Source organism: Marinitoga sp. 1155 (assembly GCF_001021175.1).
Classification (GTDB): domain Bacteria; phylum Thermotogota; class Thermotogae; order Petrotogales; family Petrotogaceae; genus Marinitoga.
The window spans coordinates 1-20,049 of sequence record NZ_AZAX01000024.1; the positions used below are offsets into that span (position 1 = coordinate 1).

14 protein-coding genes and 4 pseudogenes are annotated in these 20,049 nt (G+C 24.2%); 5 read left to right on the forward strand and 13 right to left on the reverse strand.

Annotation, left to right across the window (positions count from 1 at the left end; translation table 11 throughout):
- Positions 1–327: 327 nt before the first annotated feature.
- The 3 genes and pseudogenes from X274_RS11810 to X274_RS07680 form a co-directional block, all read right to left on the reverse strand.
- Positions 328–444: pseudogene (locus X274_RS11810) on the reverse strand (AAA family ATPase); the annotation flags it as partial.
- 70 nt (positions 445–514) lie between these two features.
- Positions 515–1,732 (reverse strand): MFS transporter, encoded by a 1,218-nt coding sequence (locus tag X274_RS07675; RefSeq protein ID WP_047266248.1) that lies wholly within the window; start codon positions 1,730–1,732, stop codon positions 515–517.
- Positions 1,733–2,047: 315 nt separating this feature from the next.
- A complete protein-coding gene (locus tag X274_RS07680; RefSeq protein ID WP_047266249.1) occupies positions 2,048–3,307 on the reverse strand; it encodes a radical SAM/SPASM domain-containing protein in 1,260 nt (419 codons plus the stop codon).
- A gap of 180 nt (positions 3,308–3,487) precedes the next feature.
- On the opposite strand from X274_RS07680, the gene X274_RS12000 reads away from it, so the two are divergent.
- Both X274_RS12000 and X274_RS07685 read left to right on the forward strand, forming a co-directional pair.
- On the forward strand, positions 3,488–3,640 hold the full coding sequence (locus X274_RS12000) for a hypothetical protein (RefSeq protein WP_156166166.1): 153 nt from the start codon (positions 3,488–3,490) through the stop codon (positions 3,638–3,640).
- Positions 3,641–3,683: 43 nt separating this feature from the next.
- On the forward strand, positions 3,684–4,697 hold the full coding sequence (locus X274_RS07685; protein WP_197073339.1) for a transposase: 1,014 nt from the start codon (positions 3,684–3,686) through the stop codon (positions 4,695–4,697).
- Positions 4,698–5,582: 885 nt separating this feature from the next.
- On the opposite strand, the gene X274_RS12005 is transcribed toward X274_RS07685, so the two are convergent.
- Positions 5,583–5,720 (reverse strand): hypothetical protein, encoded by a 138-nt coding sequence (locus X274_RS12005; protein ID WP_156166167.1) that lies wholly within the window; start codon positions 5,718–5,720, stop codon positions 5,583–5,585.
- A 14-nt stretch (positions 5,721–5,734) separates the two neighbouring features.
- On the opposite strand from X274_RS12005, the gene X274_RS07690 reads away from it, so the two are divergent.
- Positions 5,735–6,508, forward strand: coding sequence for an Rpn family recombination-promoting nuclease/putative transposase (locus X274_RS07690; protein WP_084822693.1), 774 nt, complete (start codon positions 5,735–5,737; stop codon positions 6,506–6,508).
- 461 nt (positions 6,509–6,969) lie between these two features.
- On the opposite strand, the pseudogene X274_RS07695 reads toward X274_RS07690, so the two are convergent.
- From X274_RS07695 to X274_RS07735, 9 genes and pseudogenes are all read right to left on the reverse strand, one after another.
- Positions 6,970–7,236 (reverse strand): annotated as a pseudogene (locus X274_RS07695) (transposase); the annotation flags it as partial.
- A 390-nt stretch (positions 7,237–7,626) separates the two neighbouring features.
- Positions 7,627–7,908, reverse strand: a pseudogene (locus tag X274_RS07700) (PD-(D/E)XK nuclease domain-containing protein); the annotation flags it as partial.
- Between the two features lie 14 nt (positions 7,909–7,922).
- A complete protein-coding gene (locus tag X274_RS07705) occupies positions 7,923–9,737 on the reverse strand; it encodes an ABC transporter ATP-binding protein (RefSeq protein WP_047266254.1) in 1,815 nt (604 codons plus the stop codon).
- Positions 9,697–11,475, reverse strand: coding sequence for an ABC transporter ATP-binding protein (locus X274_RS07710; RefSeq protein WP_052913245.1), 1,779 nt, complete (start codon positions 11,473–11,475; stop codon positions 9,697–9,699). Before X274_RS07710 ends, X274_RS07705 begins: the two co-directional genes overlap by 41 nt.
- Before the next feature lie 708 nt (positions 11,476–12,183).
- The gene (locus X274_RS11630) at positions 12,184–13,764 is read right to left on the reverse strand and encodes an ABC-2 transporter permease (RefSeq protein ID WP_052913246.1); all 1,581 of its coding nucleotides are present in this window, start codon (positions 13,762–13,764) and stop codon (positions 12,184–12,186) included.
- A gap of 49 nt (positions 13,765–13,813) precedes the next feature.
- Complete coding sequence (locus tag X274_RS12410; RefSeq protein ID WP_442914802.1) at positions 13,814–13,933, reverse strand: subclass IId bacteriocin thuricin17; 120 nt, start codon at positions 13,931–13,933, stop codon at positions 13,814–13,816.
- Between the two features lie 640 nt (positions 13,934–14,573).
- A complete protein-coding gene (locus tag X274_RS12010) occupies positions 14,574–15,248 on the reverse strand; it encodes a hypothetical protein (RefSeq protein WP_047266255.1) in 675 nt (224 codons plus the stop codon).
- A 12-nt stretch (positions 15,249–15,260) separates the two neighbouring features.
- On the reverse strand, positions 15,261–16,430 hold the full coding sequence (locus tag X274_RS07730) for a hypothetical protein (protein WP_047266256.1): 1,170 nt from the start codon (positions 16,428–16,430) through the stop codon (positions 15,261–15,263).
- Positions 16,431–16,466: 36 nt separating this feature from the next.
- Positions 16,467–17,609: a hypothetical protein gene (locus X274_RS07735; RefSeq protein WP_047266257.1), complete on the reverse strand. Its 1,143-nt coding sequence runs from the start codon at positions 17,607–17,609 to the stop codon at positions 16,467–16,469.
- Positions 17,610–18,496: 887 nt separating this feature from the next.
- Here X274_RS07735 and istA point away from each other — a divergent pair.
- Together istA and X274_RS07745 are read left to right on the forward strand one after the other, a co-directional pair.
- Positions 18,497–19,573 (forward strand): annotated as a pseudogene (gene istA / locus X274_RS07740) (IS21 family transposase); the annotation flags it as partial.
- Between the two features lie 9 nt (positions 19,574–19,582).
- Positions 19,583–20,049 (forward strand): ATP-binding protein (locus tag X274_RS07745; RefSeq protein WP_047266258.1); only part of this gene is annotated, 467 nt, incomplete at its 3' end.

A 20,049-nucleotide genomic window follows, 5' to 3' on the forward strand; every position in this document is an offset into this window, starting at 1 on the left:
AATCTATATTACCTTTATTATCAAATATTTCCTGTTTTGTTAACTCACCATTTTCAAAATAATTTTTAAATACCAAAATACCATCTCTCCCCACCCTTTAAACTTTTTTAATTTTATAATTTTTCATAAAATCCTGATATCAGAATCACTCAACCGATTAATAAATGAAAATTTTTTTGATATAATATCTGATTAGATGCATTTAATTAATGTTTTCTAATGATTAGTGTGTAATTAAAAATTTTTTTAAATTTTTCTCACTTATTATATATAATTTATTTAATAATATTATGATCAAATATTGCGAATTTTATAACTTAATAGTTCATAATAAAATTTTCCACTATCTATTAAATTAAATATATATTTTGTTTTATCTACATATATATAATTTTCTTCTATTATTTCTTTATAATCTTGTACTCCTATTGGTAATTTTTTCATTGTAGTCATCTCCACATTTGTTTTTTCTTAGTATTATTATAGCATAAATGTATTCTACAAAAAACTGTTTTTATATATTCTCACGAGAATATGGGATTATATAAAGCGTTGTTACTAATATCCCACTTATTCCTAAAAATATTAAATAATATCCACTGCTGATTTTATCTATTATTTTTCCACCTATATATATTCCAATTATTGTTGCTATCTGCATTATTACTATTTTTAATGATCCTATTCTACCCCTTATTTCATTATCTATACTCGTTTGAAATTTCGAATTTATTATTACATTGGATATTATAAAGGATATATTAAACAAGAATAACATTATTGATATCGCTGAGAATTTAATTATTTTATTCGGATAATTCCAGAATATTATTATCCCTAAAAATAAAACTGCCATATTCATAATAATATTTGATAGTTTAAAGTATAATGGTTTTTTATTATTTGTCATTACAAATGTTATTAGCGATGCACCTGTCAGAGAACCTATAGTCATTGCTGTTTCTGCTAATCCTACATATGTTGCAGAAAATCCTCCATCTCTTTTTATTATTATAGGTATAAATACTGCAAATATTGGTATCATCCATGCGGAATAATAGACAATCATATTCAATAAATGCTTTAACTCTTTTTTTCTTTTTAAATATTTTATTCCATCTTTTATTTCGTTGTAAAATGATATTTCTAATAATTTTTTATTATTTTCTATATTATAATTATATTCAATATATAATTCACTTATTCCTGATAGTAAGAAAGTTATTCCATTAATAAGCAACAATATTTTAATTCCATATACACTATATAATAATGCACCTATTGGCGGACCAGCCAATGAAGAAATATTTGAAACAATCAAAAGATATGAATTTGCTTTTTCAAGATATTTATTTTCTACAATTTCTGGCAATATTGCATAAGTTGATGTGTCAAACAATGTACTTACAATTGATTGTATAACTAAATATATAAATATCATCCATACGTTTATAATATTATTGGCTATAAGATATGCCATTGTTAAACATAAAATACCACTAATAAAATCCATTCCAACCATTATTCTTTTTCTATTATAGTTATCAGCAATAACTCCCAAAAATGGTCTTATTATTAGTTCAAAAAACATAATAAATATTGTTGCTAATCCAAGTATAGTAGCCGATTGTGTCATATCTAACAACAACAATGGAAAACCTATAACCTGAATTGTATCTCCCAAATTTGATATAAATCTTCCGAATATATATAATTTAAAATTTCTGTTCATGCTCTTTCACTTCCTTTGGTTATATATTTATATTTAAACCTCAATATACTCAAAAAGATTATATTGAGGTTTTTAAGTTAGCTACATTTTGTTTTTTGAACAAATACACTATATGGGGTACTTCCACAGGAATATACAATATATTTTTTTAAATTTTTTACTGGAACACCTTTTTTTAATACTTTCATTTTTTCACCTCCTTTATAATATCTTTTTTTGTTCCTTCTTTGCTTTTCTGTAATCTTTTTTATTTCTCTTTCTTCTTATTTTTGAAGATACTATTAATTATTTTTATCCATAATTTTTTGGAAAAATTCAGACCATACCTTTATATATTATTTCAAGATATTTTTTTATATTATATTTAATAGAAGGGCAATTTCTTTCACTTTCTTTCATTTTTTTATCAGGACATCCTGTTATACACAATGGAAATACCTCACAATTTACACATTCTTCATCTTTAAAAGGATCATAAAAATACCATTTTGTATTTTCATAATTTTTAAAAGATTTAATTTCACCTATTGCTTCATTTATATTTCCTATATGTAAAGGACATTTATAAATATTTCCATCTGAGGAGATTATCAAATTCTTTTTATATGGTGCAGGACAAACTCCGCTACCACTTAAAATATCATAGGCATATTTAAAATCTCTATTAATAATTTTTTCTATTATTTCTGATTCTACTCTATAGTATTCTAATTTATTAAAATAATGTATGTTATTCCCGAAATAATCTTTTGCAAAAGATATATAAATTGAAATATATTTTTTTAAATTTTTTTCTTCTAAATAATTAAGAAATTCATCAAAGTTTTCATAAATTTTTTTATCCAAATTTATTCTTAATGCTATATTAAATTCTCTTTTAGCATATTTTATATTTTTCATAATTATATCAAACGTTCTTTTTTTATTTGCTAAAAACCTTCTGACATCATGCAACTCTTTAATTCCGTCTACTGTAATTTGTAAATGAGTTACTTTTATTTCTTTTAATTTTTCAATAATCTTTTTATTTAATAAATAACCATTTGTTATTATTGAACTTTCATAAATTATTTTTTTCTCATTGAGAAGAGGGATGATTTTATGAAAAAAATATTCCATTTCTTGTATTTTCAAAAGTGGTTCTCCACCATACCATGTAATTTTTAATTTTTGAATATCTTTCATATTATCATATATGTAGTCAATTATTTTGTCAATAACATTTTTAGTAATATCTTCTTTTTTTATTTCTTTTTCATAACAATATATACAGGAAAAATTACACTTTGTAGTCAATGCTATAGTAAGATAGAGTTCTTCTATTTTATTTCTATTTTCATAATCAATACTTTTAAGGATATCGATTTCGCTAAAATTATCATCTTCATATATTATCCCTTCACGTATTAAAAAGTTTATAATATCTTTTGGTACATTAAAATCTTCTTTTATTATTTTATTAACGAATAAATCTCCATTTTTCTTATTTAACAATAAAATAGATTTATTAAATGTATTATATATAATTAAACTATTTTTTATCCATTTATATATTAAATATTTAGATAACTTCATACAAACCTCCTTAATATATTTTTTATTATACTATCTTAAAAAATTCTAAAACCCTATTGTTTACAATACTTTCATATTATCTTTTTAAAAGGTTTGCCTCCCTGGTGTATAATATAATTAGTTAAATTATCGTTTAATTCGGTAAAATTAGACTATACACTTTTACAGGGAGGTTAAACCATGAGTAATAATCCTAAACAATTTTATCTCGATTTTGTCTATGATGAATATATGAAATCTAATTCTTCTTTTGCTTATATCCTTACTATTTTTGATTATATTGACTGGTCTCTTGTTCCTGAAATTTTAAATCATGCTGCACAAGCAGAATGATTTAATTTAATTTTCTTTAATTTATAATTTTTATTCTTAACTTTTGCGAAGCAATGCTTCTGGTGTTGGTAGAACTGGTTATTCTCCTGTTTCTATGATTAAAGCTATTTTAATTAAAATTATTAAAAATCTTAATTCTACTTCTGATCTTATTGATGAACTTTATTCTAATCCTTATTTAGCCCAAGCTATTGGCTTTGATCCTATTAGAAATTATGTTCCTGCTGAATCTACTTTTTCTATGTTTAGAAAATCTTTTGATATTAATATTATTTACCTTCTTATTACTGATCTTTTGTTTAAAGGTATTTCTGCTGGTTTTATTTCTACTGAATTTTTGTCTGTTGATTCTTTTCCAATTTTGTTTGATTCTCATTTTAATAACTCTAAGTCTTTTAAACTTTGTAATAATGCTAATAAATTTAAGGATTATTATTCTCTTCTTGATGCTGATTATGGCGTTAAACCTATTTCTAATGATAATGTTAAATTTTATGATAATAACGATAATCCTAAGAAGGTTATGTTTTATGTTGGTTATAAGGCTCATGTCATTTCTTTTTTAAATATTCCTATTTTTACTATTGTTACTCCTGCTTCTACTAGTGATAGTTCTATTTTTAATCTTCTTCTTAAACTTGTTATGGGTTGTCTTGAATTTACTGGTTCTAAGGTCCTTGCTGATAAAGGTTATGATTCTTCTAGGATTTATGATTTTGTTCATCTTGTTTTTGATGGTTCTGCTTTTATTCCTTTACGTTCTAATTCAGTTCAATATATGCCTAAAGGTGATTGTGGTGTTGATCTTGAACTTCATTCTCAGTATTTTGAAAAAAACAGAGGTATTTATCGTTCTAAATTTGTTTGTCCTTTTGTTAAAGAAGATAAACCAGATTCTTGTTCAAAATTAAATTGTTATCGTTATCAAAATTATTCTAAAAATAATTTTAGAATGTTATTTTTTAGAAATTCTGCTTTCTTTAAAGAGAGTTATTCCAAACGTCCTCTTATTGAATCTCTTTTTTTCAAGGTTAGAATCTATTTTATCTCATACTAAATTACGCTTTACTAATTCTGTTGCTCTTGAAGCTAATCTTATTAATATATTTTTTATTTCTTCTGCTTTTTTAGCTCATAATATGGGCAGAGATGATTTACTCACTTCTATTAAATCAACTCGTTCTAATTTTGTTCGGAGATAAAATATATACTTAATATTTGATACTTAATATTTATTATTTTTATTGAATTTCAACCTTTTTCGAATCTTTTTGATTCGTTCTTTTGGTTTATAATTTTCCCGCTATATTTTTGCTTCTTTTACTTATTTTTCTCTACTTTTTTGTCTCTTTAACTCTTTTCTGTATTCAAATTCTTTCACTTTACCTCTGTGTAATTTTGTTTATTTTGCCTTTACCTTATTTTGAACCTATTTTTGAAGATACTAGATTTTATAATTCTTATGAAATTCTGGCACCAGAACAAATCAGCCGACTGATAAATGAAAATTTTATTTATAAATATCTGCTTAGCTATATTAAAGTAATATTTTTTAATCATGCATGAGTGAAATTCAAACTATTTTTGATCAGGCATTATGTGATTTATTTAATAATATTAGAAATAATATTGAGAAAATTTTAACTTAGTAATCCATGATAAAATTCAATAAATGTATAATTTTTATATTAAGTTACATTCAATTAAAAGATATTATTTTCACTTATTCAATTTACAATAATTTTATCAAAAAAAAAAAAAAAATCAACAACATTAATGTAAATTTGTGGTGAATTTTTCTTTTCTTAAATTTAATAAATTTACATAATTATTTTATCATCTGATATATTTTTATGGTTAATTTTTTGTTTAATGTATTGATGCAATTTTATATTCTCGCTATTATTTGATGTTAATGATTAATTGGCTTTATGTTATTTTATTAATTCCAATAACCTTTCTTCATTTTCTTTTGTTGTTTTTTTGAGTATTTCCTCTGTTTTTTGTCTGCCGTTATTTTCCCTTTTTTTAACATTCTTGTAGTTGTTTTTACATTTTCTATTACTTGAACATCAATCATCAATAGATTATTTAATGCAATTCAGGATATTAGAATATATGGTTAGAATATGGAGAAATTATATAAACAGACATAAATCGAAAAACAAAGGATTTAAATTACCACCAATAATACCAGTTGTATTCTATAATGGTAAAAGGAAATGGACAGCAGAAATTTGGTATATGGAAAAAATACAAAACTGGCAATTATTTGATATATATACGCCAAGATTTAAATATGAATTAATAGATTTATCTCAAATAGATAGAAAAAGGTTAATAGATATAAAAAATGCATTAGGATTATTATTGAGCATAGATAAAACAGATAAAAAAAATATAAAAGAAGCGTTTCAAGAAATAGAAAAAGCATTTAAAGGCTTACCAAAAAATGAAAAGAAAAAATTCACCGAATATTTGAACAAATTCTTAATGGTATTGAGTCAAAAGAATAGAATTGAAAATATAGAGATAAACATTGAAAGTGGAGAGGAGGAATTTCGAATGTTTGAAAACTTTGTAAAAGCAATAGATGAATCGTTAAAGGAAAGCTTTGAAAAAGGAATTGAGAAGGGCTTTGAGAAGGGTATTGAGAAAGGTATTGAAAAAGGAATTGAAAAAGGAAAATTTGAAGGCGAAAAAACAATCGTAAAAAGTCTTTTATTCAAAAAATTTGGAGATAATATTGTTCCATACTTAAATAACCTTGATTACTTGGATATAAAAACAATTGAAGATTTAACTAACAATATATTTGATATTACTCTTGAAGAGGCTATTAACCTTCTTAAAAATTCATCTAATTAAATTAATAGATATTTTCAATTAAATAGACAACGCCAGGAATAACTCCTGGCGTTGTTGTATATGCTTGGATATCGTAATAAAAATAAAAAAAACATGGGAGCTACTATAAATTATAAATGTTTTCTATATTTATTGGAGGGACTATCCAAAATTCTGTATAAATTGATAATATCTAATTATATACCATTATCATAAAATATCGTTAATTATAAAGTTTTTTCTTAGTTTTTCGTAAAATTAATACACTTTGTGAAATTTAAATGTTAGAGTTATAATTTTATAGTATTTATAATAATTTTTGTGTTAGATTTTAGTTGAGAATTTTTCTTTTTAATGAATATTCAATTTTTTGTTCTTATCCTTTTGTGCACATTTCTGTGCAGTGATTTAAGTAATATTCACTTTTCAAAATGAGTTTAATATTCAATTGTGATTTTATCTAATTTTTCTAAATATCTTTTTTAAAATATAGGCATTCTATCATCTCCAAAATATATTCTAAGTTCATTTAATATTTGTTCCCAATCTCTGATTCTACCAGTCCATTTTTCTGTTACTCTCATTGCTGCAAGATATATTGCTTTTATTAATGATTCATCTGTTGGGAATACACTTTTATTTTTTGTTATTTTTCTAAATTGTCTATGTACATTTTCTATGGAATTTATGGTATATATCAGCTTTCTAATAGGTCCTGAATATTTAAAGTAAGCTGATAGCTTATCCCAAAAACCTGTTAATCCATCAACAGAAGCAATTAAAATATCCTTTACACCTCTAACCTTACCAAGAATTTTTTCATTTTCTTCTTTCCTTTTCCTTGGTATTGTGATCCCTCCACCAAATATCATTCTTTTCACTTTTTTTTAATTTTTCTCTTCCTTTTTTTATTTTTACACAGTTTATATTATACTACCAAGGTATGTCTTATAGCGATGGCTGCTTATTTTTCATAGCAAGAAAAAAACTCATCACTGAGCTTTTAAAAAATATGAAGAATTTTAGAGAAAAATCCGTGATTTTGCCATTAAATATAGTTTTGGTTATAAACGAGTTGCTCTTGGTTATTACTCTTTTGAATATAATGAAAGAATTTTGATTGATGAGATTATGTGCAGTTATATCTTTTCAATTATATAATCCTCAATATTCCTTTTTTCTGAATTGATATTTATCCCTATTATATATATTTCTTTTCCTTTGTATTTTTCACAATATTTCTTTTCTTTTATCTGGTTTATTGCTTCCTCTGCATTTTTATCTACTTTTATTTCAAAAAGATATATCCTTTCATCAAAATCTATTACAAGGTCGCTTCTTCCTAAGTTTGTTAATTCTTCTGCTTTTACATCTATTCCTGCTGATGCTATTATTGTAAATATTAATGAATGATAATACTTTGGATAGTTCCAACTCAAAATTTATCTTCTTCCTTCACATATAATTCTGTCTGAGCATACCATAATTTTTTATAATATTCTGATCTATTTAACAATTCTTCATGAGTGCCTGTATCAATTATTTTCCCATTGTCCATAATCACTATTTTATTGCAAAATTTTATAGAAGCCAATCTATGAGTTATTATTATTGCTATTTTTTCTCTACTAATCTCTTCAAATTTTTCATATAATTCATTTTCTGCTAGAGGATCTAGTGCTGATGTTGGCTCATCAAGTATTATAATATTATAATCTTTAAATATTCCTCTTCCTATTGCTACTTTTTGCCATTGACCTCCCGAAAGTTCTGTCCCTTCAAATTCTTTTGATAATATTGTATTTATACCATTGGTGAATTTTTTATCATTATAATTTAATCCTATATAATTCAAAACATTTTTAATTTTTTTATCATTTTTTTCAGCTTTCATATTGCTGATAGATATATTTTCTCTCAAAGAAATCTTATATTTATTAAAATTCTGAAATACAGCAGTCCCTTTTTTTCTTATTGTTTCTAATGATAACAACGAGGAAGCAATTCCATTATAATATACTTCGCCATTTTCTGGTCTGTATAATCCCAATATTAATTTTGATAATGTTGTTTTTCCTGCACCATTTTTCCCAATAATAGCTATTCTATCCCCTTTTTTCATTTTTAAATTAATATTTTCAATTGCCATTTTTCCTGATGGATATATAAAAGATACATTTTTTAATTCTATGTTTTTTATTTCATCAATGATGCTTTTTTCTCCTGTTATTTTTTCATCAAAATTTAAAAAGTCTATATATTTTTTTACCTTTCCATATATTTCTACAATATCGTCAAGACGATATTCAAATATTTCTTCCATAAGACCGAAGAGGTTTGAGAGAGATGCATATACAGCAGCAAATGCACCAACTGTTATTTTTCCATTTACTATTAAATAAATGCTTAATCCCAAAACTCCCATATAACCAATTATATTTATTAATTTTGAAATAGCCTCTATTTTATTTATCTTTCTCTGATATATCAATCTTAAATTATGATAATTATTAGCGGTTTCTTTAAACAGATTAAATATATAGTCTGTTGCTCCTAATGTTCTTGTCTCTTTTAAATAATCTTTATTTTTTATATAAGATGAATATGCTTCCTTTTTTCTTCTCAAGGGAGCATGTTGCTCTTCAAGTTTTTCATAATACTTCTTTTTTATTATTTGGGAAATTATTGTGGGCATAAATATCAATAATATACTTATACCCAATAATGGATTTAGAGAAATCAAATAAAACTCTATAAAAATATAATATGGTAGGTATAAAAATAATAAATCCATAATTACATTTAATAAACTTCTTATCGATTTTGCACCAATTATTGCAGAATTAATTACATCTCTATTTTTCGGTTCATTAAAAAAATTTGGTGATATTTTTGAAATCTTTAGATTTAAATTTTTTAGCAATGTTTTTAATGTAATATCATGATAATATTCTCCAAAATATTCGGATGTTCCACTTGATATTTCAGACAATATTGAAAAAAGCATTAAATATATAAGGTTGATTAATGTTGTTTTATATTCGCCATTATTATTAAAATATTTTATAGCATTATCAAATACTTTTTGCATCTGAACAGTTATTAGTCCTAAAAATATTGCATCGAATGTTGCAAATAGATATTGTACAAAAAATTTTAAGGGGGATATTTTTGTTATATAAATAAATACATAAAAGAGGTTTATTTTCTTATTCACCATACCATCTTCTTTGTTTTTCATACATTTCATAATACACCCCCTTTTTTCTTATTAATTCATCATGATTTCCTCTTTCTATCACTTGACCATTTGAAAAAACTATTATTTCATCTGTATATCTTATTCCACCCAATCTATGTGTAATTAAAATCTTCATAGATGTATATGGTATTGAAAAAAATTTTTCGAATACGTCTCTTTCTGCTAGAGGATCTAGTGCTGATGTTGGCTCATCAAATATCTGGATTGGTGCATCTCTATATAGGGCTCTTGCTATAACAACTTTTTGCCATTGCCCTTCTGATAGATTATTTCCTTTTCCATTTATGTATCCAAGTTGTGTTTTTTCCTTTTCAGGTAAAATTTCTATTATTTTTTTTACCGCACTTAAATTCAATGATTTTTCAAATAATTCAGGATTCTCTTTTTTTATGTTTCCTATTTTTATATTTTTTTCTAAAGTCAAAGGGTACTTTACATAATCCTGATAAACTACAGAAAAATATTTATACCAATCTATTAAATCCATATTTTTTTGTTTTTTATTATTTATAAATATTTCACCTTCATAATTTTCATACAATCCAAGTAATAATTTTATTATTGTTGTTTTTCCTGCACCATTTTCCCCTACAAATGCATATGTTTTTCCTTTTTCCAGTTTAAGGTTCAAATCTTTTAATATCCATTTATCTGAATTTGGATATTTAAATGATACATTTTTAAATTCTATTATTTCTACCTCTTCTTTATTTTCTATTTTTTTATCAAAATCTTTCTCTATTTCCGGTAATTTTATAAACCTTTGATAATCTTTCATATAATTAATACGTCTTACTAAATCCTTTACTATATTTGAAAATGTCCAGGACATTGGATGTATTAAATTGAATACTGCACCTGTTATACTGATAAACATTCCAGATGTTATTCTTCCAGATTTTAAAATTGACAATAAGCTTGCTGAAATACCAAAGGCCAATATTGCCATTAAAACACTTAATGATTTTATTCTTGCAATGTTTTTCATTGTTATTTTTATGTCTATTTTTCTACCTTCTTCATATAAATCTTCAAACTTATCAGCTACATTATTCCCATAATCAAATAATACTCTTTCATCTGCCATTTCTCCAGAGTTTAGCATTACATCATATACTTTAGCTTTGCGGAAATATTTCATAGATTCTGTATATGAATCATATTCCTGTTCTCCGCTATAATATCCTATTATTGACATGAATATTAATAATATAACTACTATTGATCCTATTAATATACTGCTTTTTAATATTATTACAGATATTGATAGTATTTCTATTATTATTTTTATAAATGCACTTATTTCACTTAATCCTGTTGTTATTGCATTTTCAGAATTATCATATATTCTTTCAATTAATTCATAATTTTCATGATTTTCAAGTATTTCATATTTCAGTTTAGCATTTTTCTTTAATATATCCCCTTCAAATTCACAATCTACTTTTTTGGATAATTTGATATAAATTTGTTTCGTTACTATGTTTATAAAATAGTTTATAAAAAATATCATAAAAAATATAAAAGAAATGAATACGAATTTTTTATTTATCATTCCTTCTTTAATAACAATTTGAGCAGTATCAATAAACGATGCTGTTATTATTATTTTTATTGCTGGCATTGAGTAACTAAACATTTCCATAATAAAATATATCATTGATAATAATGGGTTTTTTTTAAAAGTATATATTATAATGTATTTAACCAATAGATTTAAATTCATCAACATCTCTCCTACATATAATTACTCCCTACAGGCAGTTTGCCTGTAGGGATTTTTTTGATATAATCTCTACGTAAATATATTTAAATAATATTTTTAATTATTATGTGTAATTAAAAATATTTTTGAAATTTTTCTCGCTTATTACATGTGATTTATTTAATAATATTATGATTAAATATTGCGAATTTTATAACTTAATAATTCATAATAAAACTTTATGAATGTATAATTTTTATATTATGTTGCTGAATGATTAAAAGATATTATTTCAACTTATTCAATTTACAATAATTTTAGCAAAAAAAAAAAAAAAAATAGTCAACGATATAAAGTAAATTTTGAGTAAATTTATAATCAACTTTTCTTTTCTTAAATTTAATAAATTTACATAATTATTTTATCACTTGATATATTTTTATGGTTAAGTTTTTGTTTAATGTATTGATGCAATTTTATATTCTCGCTATTATTTGATGTTAATGATTAATTGGGTTTATAGATTAATCTTGAAAATATTGTGTATATAAATACTTCCCATAATGGCATTTCTGATAGAAACATGTACTTTATTCGAAGAAAAAATACTTATTAAAACTTATCTTTGTTAATCCATTTTTTTATTAATTCTGATATTCCAATAATAGCGACAAACGCTATTGCAAACATAATCATTTCCATTTTATTAATCTCCTTTCAATTTTTTTATTAAAAATCTTTTTTTGAATAAACATGTATTGAAACAATCATTGAAAAGTATAAAAATATTAATGCACATAAATAAAATAATAGAATTAAAATTTGATCTGAAATTTTAAAAGTATAATTTTTTGAAGCTAAATTTTGCAAAAATTTAGGTAATAAAAAAGGGGTTAAAAAAATCAAAGTTGCAGAAATATATTTTGTTTTTTCATATCCAAATTTATATTGGATTGGAATAATAAGACCAAAAAAAATACTTGTTATTAACAACGTTAATCCAGTTGAAAATAGATTTAATTTTGGAATAGCAAAAATTATGAAAATTATATTATAAATAAAAAAACATAATAAAAAAATTATCAATATGAAAATATATTTTGCTTTTACTTGTGTATTTCTTGAGAATGGTGTTGCACTGAGTAAATAAGAACCTTTATATTTATGTTCTACTATTGAAATTGAATTATATAAAAGATATTCTGTATAAATAACTGTAATGAAAAAAATTATAAAACTTCCTCCAATATTACCTATTTTACTATTTACAAACAGTGGAATAAATATTGCAGTAGCAAGGGTTATCAATAAATAATTTTTTGCAAGAAAAAATTCTTTTTTTATAAGATTTAGTATTAATTTCATTTTTTCACCTCTCAAGTTGATATCATAAATATTCTTTATATTTTGTTTTATGGCATTACCTAAATTACTATTAAAGTATTTCATGTTATCCATTGTACACATTTTTATTTCACCTGTAGCTGAGATTACAACATGAGATGAAATACATCCACAATTAGAATTTTTTAATTGTCCGAATTCTATAAGGGATAGAAATTTTGGATATTTTTTGTTTATTTTATCCAATAATATATCCAACTGAATATATTCATTATCGTTTAAATATAAATTTTTGTTCATGTTTTTTGCTCTTCCTAATTCTATAATCGGGCTGATACCAAAAGATTTTATCCCTAAATTATATACCCAATCTGCAATCTCTTCAATCTCATCTAAATTTTTTGGAGTAACAATTGTTGCAATTCTCATATTAACTTTATTTTTTGCAAGTATATATATGTTGTTTTTTATTTTATTTAAAGAATTAGAAGTTCTAGTAAACCATTTTAAATATTCATCATTTAAACTATGTAAGTCTATTTGAATAAATATTTTTGACTTATTTAAAATAATAGTATTCATAATTTCTTCAGAAATATATATTCCATTTGTTAATAATCCTATCTGTTTAAATTCTAGTTCAAGAGCATAGGTTATAATTTTTTTTAAAAATGGATATGTTGTTATTTCTCCTCCGGTTAGTTCAATAATATTTACCCCTAAATTTTTTAGCTCATATAGAATTTTTTTTGCATCATTTAAACTAATAAAATTATTCAAATTATTATTAAAATCTCCATAACAATGTAAACATTTTATATTACATTTATTTGTTAGTTCAATTGAAGCTACTTTAGGATAAATATTGTAATTATCTTTTATAATTAAAGAACGATATTTTGGTGATTTTTGAAAATTAATATAAATACCATAAGTATTATTTATATTTGCAATAAAATTTTTCACCTTATTCTCTATTATATTATAGTCTTCTTAAACATTCCCTATAATACTATTAAGAGGCTGTGCTTAATCCTGATAAAGCTGAAATAACTGTAAAAGATAGCCCACAAAAAGCACAAGCTAAACATCTCCAACAAGTTATATCGCTTGTAACCATTTCTGGCGTTGGCATAAAATACCTCCTTTCTATAAAATTTTTTATTAAGTTATTCTGACGTCAGAATCGAGCAACTCAGATGTTCTTTACTAGTACTAGATATTAATAGCCGGCTTTTTGTTACAATTATCAAAGTTTGTTATAATATAATTAATGTGAAAATAGTTTAATTAAATTATTAATTTCCTGTTGAATTTTTGGATTAAACGAATGAGTAGTTGAATTTGTATATTATATAATTATTTTTTTCATTTTTCCACCCCCTCGAATCTTATTTTACCAGTTTCCATATGACTTTCAAGTGTTTTTTTATCTTATGTATGTATGATTATTAGTGTGTTTTATAAAAGGGCAAAATAACATGATTTTTGTTTCCACTTAGAAATCTTTTGTTCATGTTATAAAATTCTTTATTATTCATATTTTTCATCTTCTAATGTTACAATTTGTAATATTTCGAAATATAAACTTAATAAAATGCTATTTTTAAATGTATTTGTCAAGTGAACAGTGATGAGGAAATGAAAATCTTTGATATATTTTTGAGAAATTGTGTTCGTTATGATATTAAATGGTCTATTACTCCTTATTTTAAAGGAAAGATTAGAACCTTTGCCATTAAATACGGCCCTGGCCAAAAACGTGTTGCTTTAGGCTATATTTCTTTTTCTAATAAAACTCTTAATTTTTTGATATTTTCTGGTATATCTATTTCAATTGAAGCTCCGAAAATAAAATTCAAATTATTAGTCAATAAATCTTCCTCTATTCCACCACATATATCTATGTTTTTTATGAATAAAATATCTTTTAATTCGCCATTTAGATATAAATATACAGTAGAATAAGCGACACCTTTATCCGTCCAGGTTAGCAGGTTTTCTATATTTATCGAAGTAAAATTATTTAAATTCCATATTGCTGTATTATAACTTGAAATATCATAAATTGTTATTAAATTAGAAAAATTTGCTGTTATGTTTACACCGCTTGATAATATTATTTTTTTATCTTTATATCCTATCATTCCATTTAATAAAAAAATTGGTGAATAAAGCTTCGGAAAATATCCCAAACTAATTGCTCCTGTTAATGGAATTTGTTTAATGGGATTTGTATTAATTTTAATCTTTGTTATTCCCTCTGTTATTGATATTCCACCGCCTACTTCAACGAAATTTAAAACCTCATAACTCATTGAAAATTTTGCTTTATCAACAAATTCGAATTTTAAATTTCCTTCTTCAATAAAAGGTAATGGGTTTATGGAAGTTATAGAAAAAATGTTAATAGAAATAACTAAAATAAATAATATAAGTAACTTTTTCATTTATTTTCCTCCTTACTCATGTTGATCAATTTCCTGATTTTTAATTAGTATTTTTTCAGTGTTCAAATCCATTACGGTTATGGTTAGTGGAGATGGAAAATAATTTTCCAATAAAATCATTTTATCTTTGACTATATATATTTCCCATGGAAATCCATCTCTTACTGGAATAACTTTTTTAAACTCTCCAGTTTTGATGTTGTATTTAAGTAATACGGATTTTGTTTTTTCATCCTCGCCAATATAATAATAATATCCAACTAAAAAATATATATAATCATTCAATAAAGTATATTTTCCAACTACTACATCATCCGGCTCAACACCATCAAATGTCCATTTAGACGATGGCCACTCTATAAATTTTTCTTCTTTTTTTATTGTATCTATTTGTAAAAAACCTGCTTTGCCTGCCCATTCAGGTTTTTTATCTTGTGGTATTAAATAACAGGATTTTGGATGTATTCGAATAAAAAAATATCTTTTATCTTCTGTAAAAACAAAACTTTGAGCATTGAGCGGATATTTTAGTTTATATATTTCATTAACTGTATTATTATCAAAATTTATTTCCATAAATTTCGAATATCCATCTTCAAAAGGATATTCCTGTAAATATATACAATTTGTTGCAGGATATAATTCACCACTAAAATTGGGAGGTGAAAAGATATCTATATTTTCTTTACTCCAATAAACCTTTTCCATTTTTTCATTTTTTACATCTATAACGCTTATTGCCATTCCCTTTTCTAAATTATATTTGTCTGTCATTATACCTATTTTATTAGATTTAGTTATGCCATTTAATAAACCTGGTTGTTCTATTTTTATATATTTGATATTTTCTGTTTTTGCATTTAATATTCCCACTTCTCTTGTTGAATATGAAATAAATACATATTTTCCATCTCTATAAGCAACGGTATCCATAAAAGCATCTATTCCTGGTAAAGGAATTGTCTTTGCAACTTCTAATTTATCCACATCATATAATATCATATATGCCCCTTTAAAAGGGTGTTTTTTCCATCTTGATAATATTGCAAATGCTTTTCCGTTTAATTCGTTAATAGGATGTGGTATATATTCTTCCATTTTTTCTTCTACAAAATAACAACCGCTTAATAAGATTGATATTGATATTGATATCATTATAATCAATATAATATATTTTTTCATATTATACCTCCTGAAAAGGGGAGTTACCCCTCTCTTTTAATTTATTCCTGTATATGAAAACTTCATTACAGTATTGTCATCTGAGTAAATATCATCAGGACTTACATATAATTGATTTAATGGCCACCATTTTGGATCAAGATCTATCTCCTGTTCTTTCCAGCTTCTCCATACCAGAGATGAACAATAAAATGTATTTGTGTTTAATTTGGTTGTGGCAACTAGTGAAACAGGATCTGGGTATTTTTTACCTCTTTGCTTTTTTGCATAATTAGCAGCATTTAATGCTTCTGAATCGGAAGTTTTTTTCCAATAACCACTAAACCATCCTTTTTTAACCCATTTTCTAACATACATTCCATAAATCACTTCATTCTTTTTAACTATTTTTCCAGACCATAATTGTCTATAATCATATCCAACTTCATATTTTTCATGAGGTGCATCTGATCCTGAAGGAGGTTTGTACCATGCTGCCATTGCAACTTTTGCTAATCTTTCTAGTTTTAGATCACCAAGTTCAGTCCAAATTGCTGCATGTCCCATACCACCACCAGAGCTGGAACCAGAGCTATTATCTCCAGAAGAGGTACTTTTAATAATAAGAACATCACCTGGTCTTAAAGTACTTAATTCTTTATGCCTTAGAGAACTTGAAACACCTTTACTAACATATACATTATCAGCGATAATTTTATCTTTTTCAAACATTTCAGATATATATTTTGTGAAACCAATTCTTTCTGCCTCTTTTTTATATAATTCCACTATTTCTTCCCTGGTAATTTTTCCTTTGAGCATTAATTCTTCAAGCTTCTTAAGATTTATGTTTTTTGATATTATTCTATCATATAAAACAACACTTTTCATATAATTCTTCAAGCTTTCTGGTGCAGAATCAAGTTTTTTCTTTAATTGATTTTTATAATTGACTATTTCTTCATTAATAGCTTTTTTTACATTTTCCGATTCTATATCAATTCCTCTGGTAACTAAAACCTTTTTTATTTCAATTTCTCTTTTTAAAGTCCAATAATCTAATGTTTCCTCGATATTCGGAAGTGATTCGATATTAATTTTTTCACTTTCTGTTTTTTTTGTTTCTTTTGTCAAACAACTGTTTAATAGAAATATAATAGTTATTAAAAAAATTATGAATAGTATTTTTCTTCTATTCATCCTACCATCCTCCTTTTAATAAAAATTTATAGTATCAATTACACAAATATTTTGTTTACAGGATTTTCATAACATCGTGTAAAATATTTTTCTCTGTTTTTTGATTTTATAATTTTTCATAAAATCCTGATATCAGAATCACTCAGTCGTCTGATAAATGAAAATTTTTTTGATATAATATCTGATTAGATGCATTTAATTAATGTTTTCTAATGATTAGTGTGTAATTAAAAATTTTTTTAAATTTTTCTCACTTATTATATATGATTTATTTAATAATATTATGATCAATATTGCGAATTTTATAACTTAATAATTCATAATAAAATTTTATGAATGTATAATTTTTATATTATGTTGCTGAATAATTAAAAGATATTATTTTCACTTATTCAATTCACAATAATTTTAGCAAAAAAAAAAAAGAAGTCAACTATACTATGTAAAATTTAAGTAAAATTATAATAGTTTTTTATTTTCTAAAATTAAAAATTTTTACATAATTATTATATCACTTGATATATTTTTGCTGTTATTTTTTTATTTAATTTTGATGACTATAATCATAAATACGATGTCTAAAAAGGCAAATTCATACGATGTCCAAAAAGTAAAGTCGCTCAAACCTTGATTGTTAATCCTCAAAAATAGCTCATTCTCGCCGGGGGTTGTAAATGGTAAAATAAAAAAGAACAAAAAGAGGAAAATAAAAATGAACAAAAATGTACAAAAAGGATAAAGAAATAATGGTATCCTTCTTTTTTTGAAAGGAGGTATAATTCTTAACCAAAATTTAATACTATTCAAAACCTTGATGTGTTCAACATTTTATTTTTTTGGTCCATTTTTCAATTGTAATCACGTCCACCATTCACTTGACAAATACATATGAAGGGAAACCAAAAAAAAGAAATAAGAAAAGCAAATTGGATAATTATTTAAAGAGGATAGAAGAATTGTTATCAATAAAGGGAATTACAATGAGAGCAGTATATGAAAAATTAAAAGATGAAGGGCTAAATATAGGAACATATTCTAATTTTAGAAAATATGTTAAAAGAAAGGGGTTGATAGAAAAGAAAAAGGCAAAGGGACATCCGAGATTTGAAACGTTACCAGGAGTACAAGCACAAGTTGATTGGAAAGAAAATATAAAGTTGTATTCAAGAAGTGGAGAAGAATTTGAAATTAATGTGTTTAATTACAAATTAGGCTATTCGAGATACTGCTATTTTGAACTCAGAGAAACAAAAACACAACAAGATGTATTTGAATGTTTAATAAACGCATTTAAAAAAACAGGAGGTGTTCCACAAGAGATATTATTTGATAATATGAGAACAGTAGTAGATATAACAGAAAAAGGAAGAAGAATAAATTATAAAATGAAAGCATTTGCAAAAGATTTTGGATTTAAAATCAAATTATGTAAGCCAAGACATTCATATACTAAAGGGAAGGTTGAATCAGCAAATAAATTCATATCTTGGATATTAGCGTATGATAAGGATTTTGAAGACGAAAAGGAACTAAATGAAATTATACAAAGGATAAATAAAAAGGTTAATACTAGAATAAACCAATCAACAAATGTTCCACCATTACTGTTGTTTCAAAAAGAAAAAGAGTATTTATCTCCTTTGCCAAATAAAAATATCGTTGAATCATATTTGGACCACACTCATAAAGCAAAAGTCCAAAAAGATTCATTGATATATTACAAAGGAAATAAATACTCCGTACCGCCTGAATATATAGGCAAAACAATGAAAATAAAAACAAATGAAAATTATCTGTATGTATATTATAACACAGAATTGATAACAGTATATAAAATAACAGATAAAAAAATAAATTATATATCAGATCATTATACAACATTAATGTCAAAGCATATAAAGGATTCAAAAGAACTAAATGAAATGTGTTCTAATAACCTGAAAAAATTAGATAATTTTTTGTAGGAGGGGAATATGAATAATTATATAAAACTACAAAATAATCTAACAGAATTAAATTTAATAAATATAAAAACCAATTTAGATAAATATTTGAACTTAATAAATACAGGAGAAAAAAGTGTAATAGACGCATTATATGAATTAAGTGAATTAGAAACAAAGGCAAAAGAAAAAAGAGCGATGAATGCATGTGTAAAAGTAGCTAATTTCCCATTTCTGAAAGGAATAGAAGATTTTGATTTCGATTTTCAACCAGGAATAAATAAACAGGAAATATTAGATTTAAAAAGCTTAAGATTTGTGGAAAATAATGAAAATATACTATTTGTAGGAACCCCTGGAGTTGGCAAGACACATCTTGTCGTCTCCATTGGAATAGAATGTGCAAAACATAGATATTCAACATATTTTATCCATTTCCAAGATTTAATGTCTCAATTAAAAAAAGCTCTTAAAAAAAATAGATTAGAAACAAGATT

What these genes read in the sequence shown, in the direction of transcription:
- X274_RS07675 (WP_047266248.1), bottom strand. Translation starts at nt 1,732, where the DNA reads ATGAACAGAAATTTTAAATTATATATATTCGGAAGATTTATATCAAAT.
- X274_RS07710 (WP_052913245.1), bottom strand. Translation starts at nt 11,475, where the DNA reads ATGAATTTAAATCTATTGGTTAAATACATTATAATATATACTTTTAAA.
- X274_RS12010 (WP_047266255.1), bottom strand. Translation starts at nt 15,248, where the DNA reads ATGAAAAAGTTACTTATATTATTTATTTTAGTTATTTCTATTAACATT.
- X274_RS12410 (WP_442914802.1), bottom strand. Translation starts at nt 13,933, where the DNA reads ATGCCAACGCCAGAAATGGTTACAAGCGATATAACTTGTTGGAGATGT.
- X274_RS12000 (WP_156166166.1), top strand. Translation starts at nt 3,488, where the DNA reads ATGAGTAATAATCCTAAACAATTTTATCTCGATTTTGTCTATGATGAA.
- X274_RS07730 (WP_047266256.1), bottom strand. Translation starts at nt 16,430, where the DNA reads ATGAAAAAATATATTATATTGATTATAATGATATCAATATCAATATCA.
- X274_RS07735 (WP_047266257.1), bottom strand. Translation starts at nt 17,609, where the DNA reads ATGAATAGAAGAAAAATACTATTCATAATTTTTTTAATAACTATTATA.
- X274_RS07680 (WP_047266249.1), bottom strand. Translation starts at nt 3,307, where the DNA reads ATGAAGTTATCTAAATATTTAATATATAAATGGATAAAAAATAGTTTA.
- X274_RS12005 (WP_156166167.1), bottom strand. Translation starts at nt 5,720, where the DNA reads ATGATTGATGTTCAAGTAATAGAAAATGTAAAAACAACTACAAGAATG.
- X274_RS07690 (WP_084822693.1), top strand. Translation starts at nt 5,735, where the DNA reads ATGCAATTCAGGATATTAGAATATATGGTTAGAATATGGAGAAATTAT.
- X274_RS07705 (WP_047266254.1), bottom strand. Translation starts at nt 9,737, where the DNA reads ATGAAATGTATGAAAAACAAAGAAGATGGTATGGTGAATAAGAAAATA.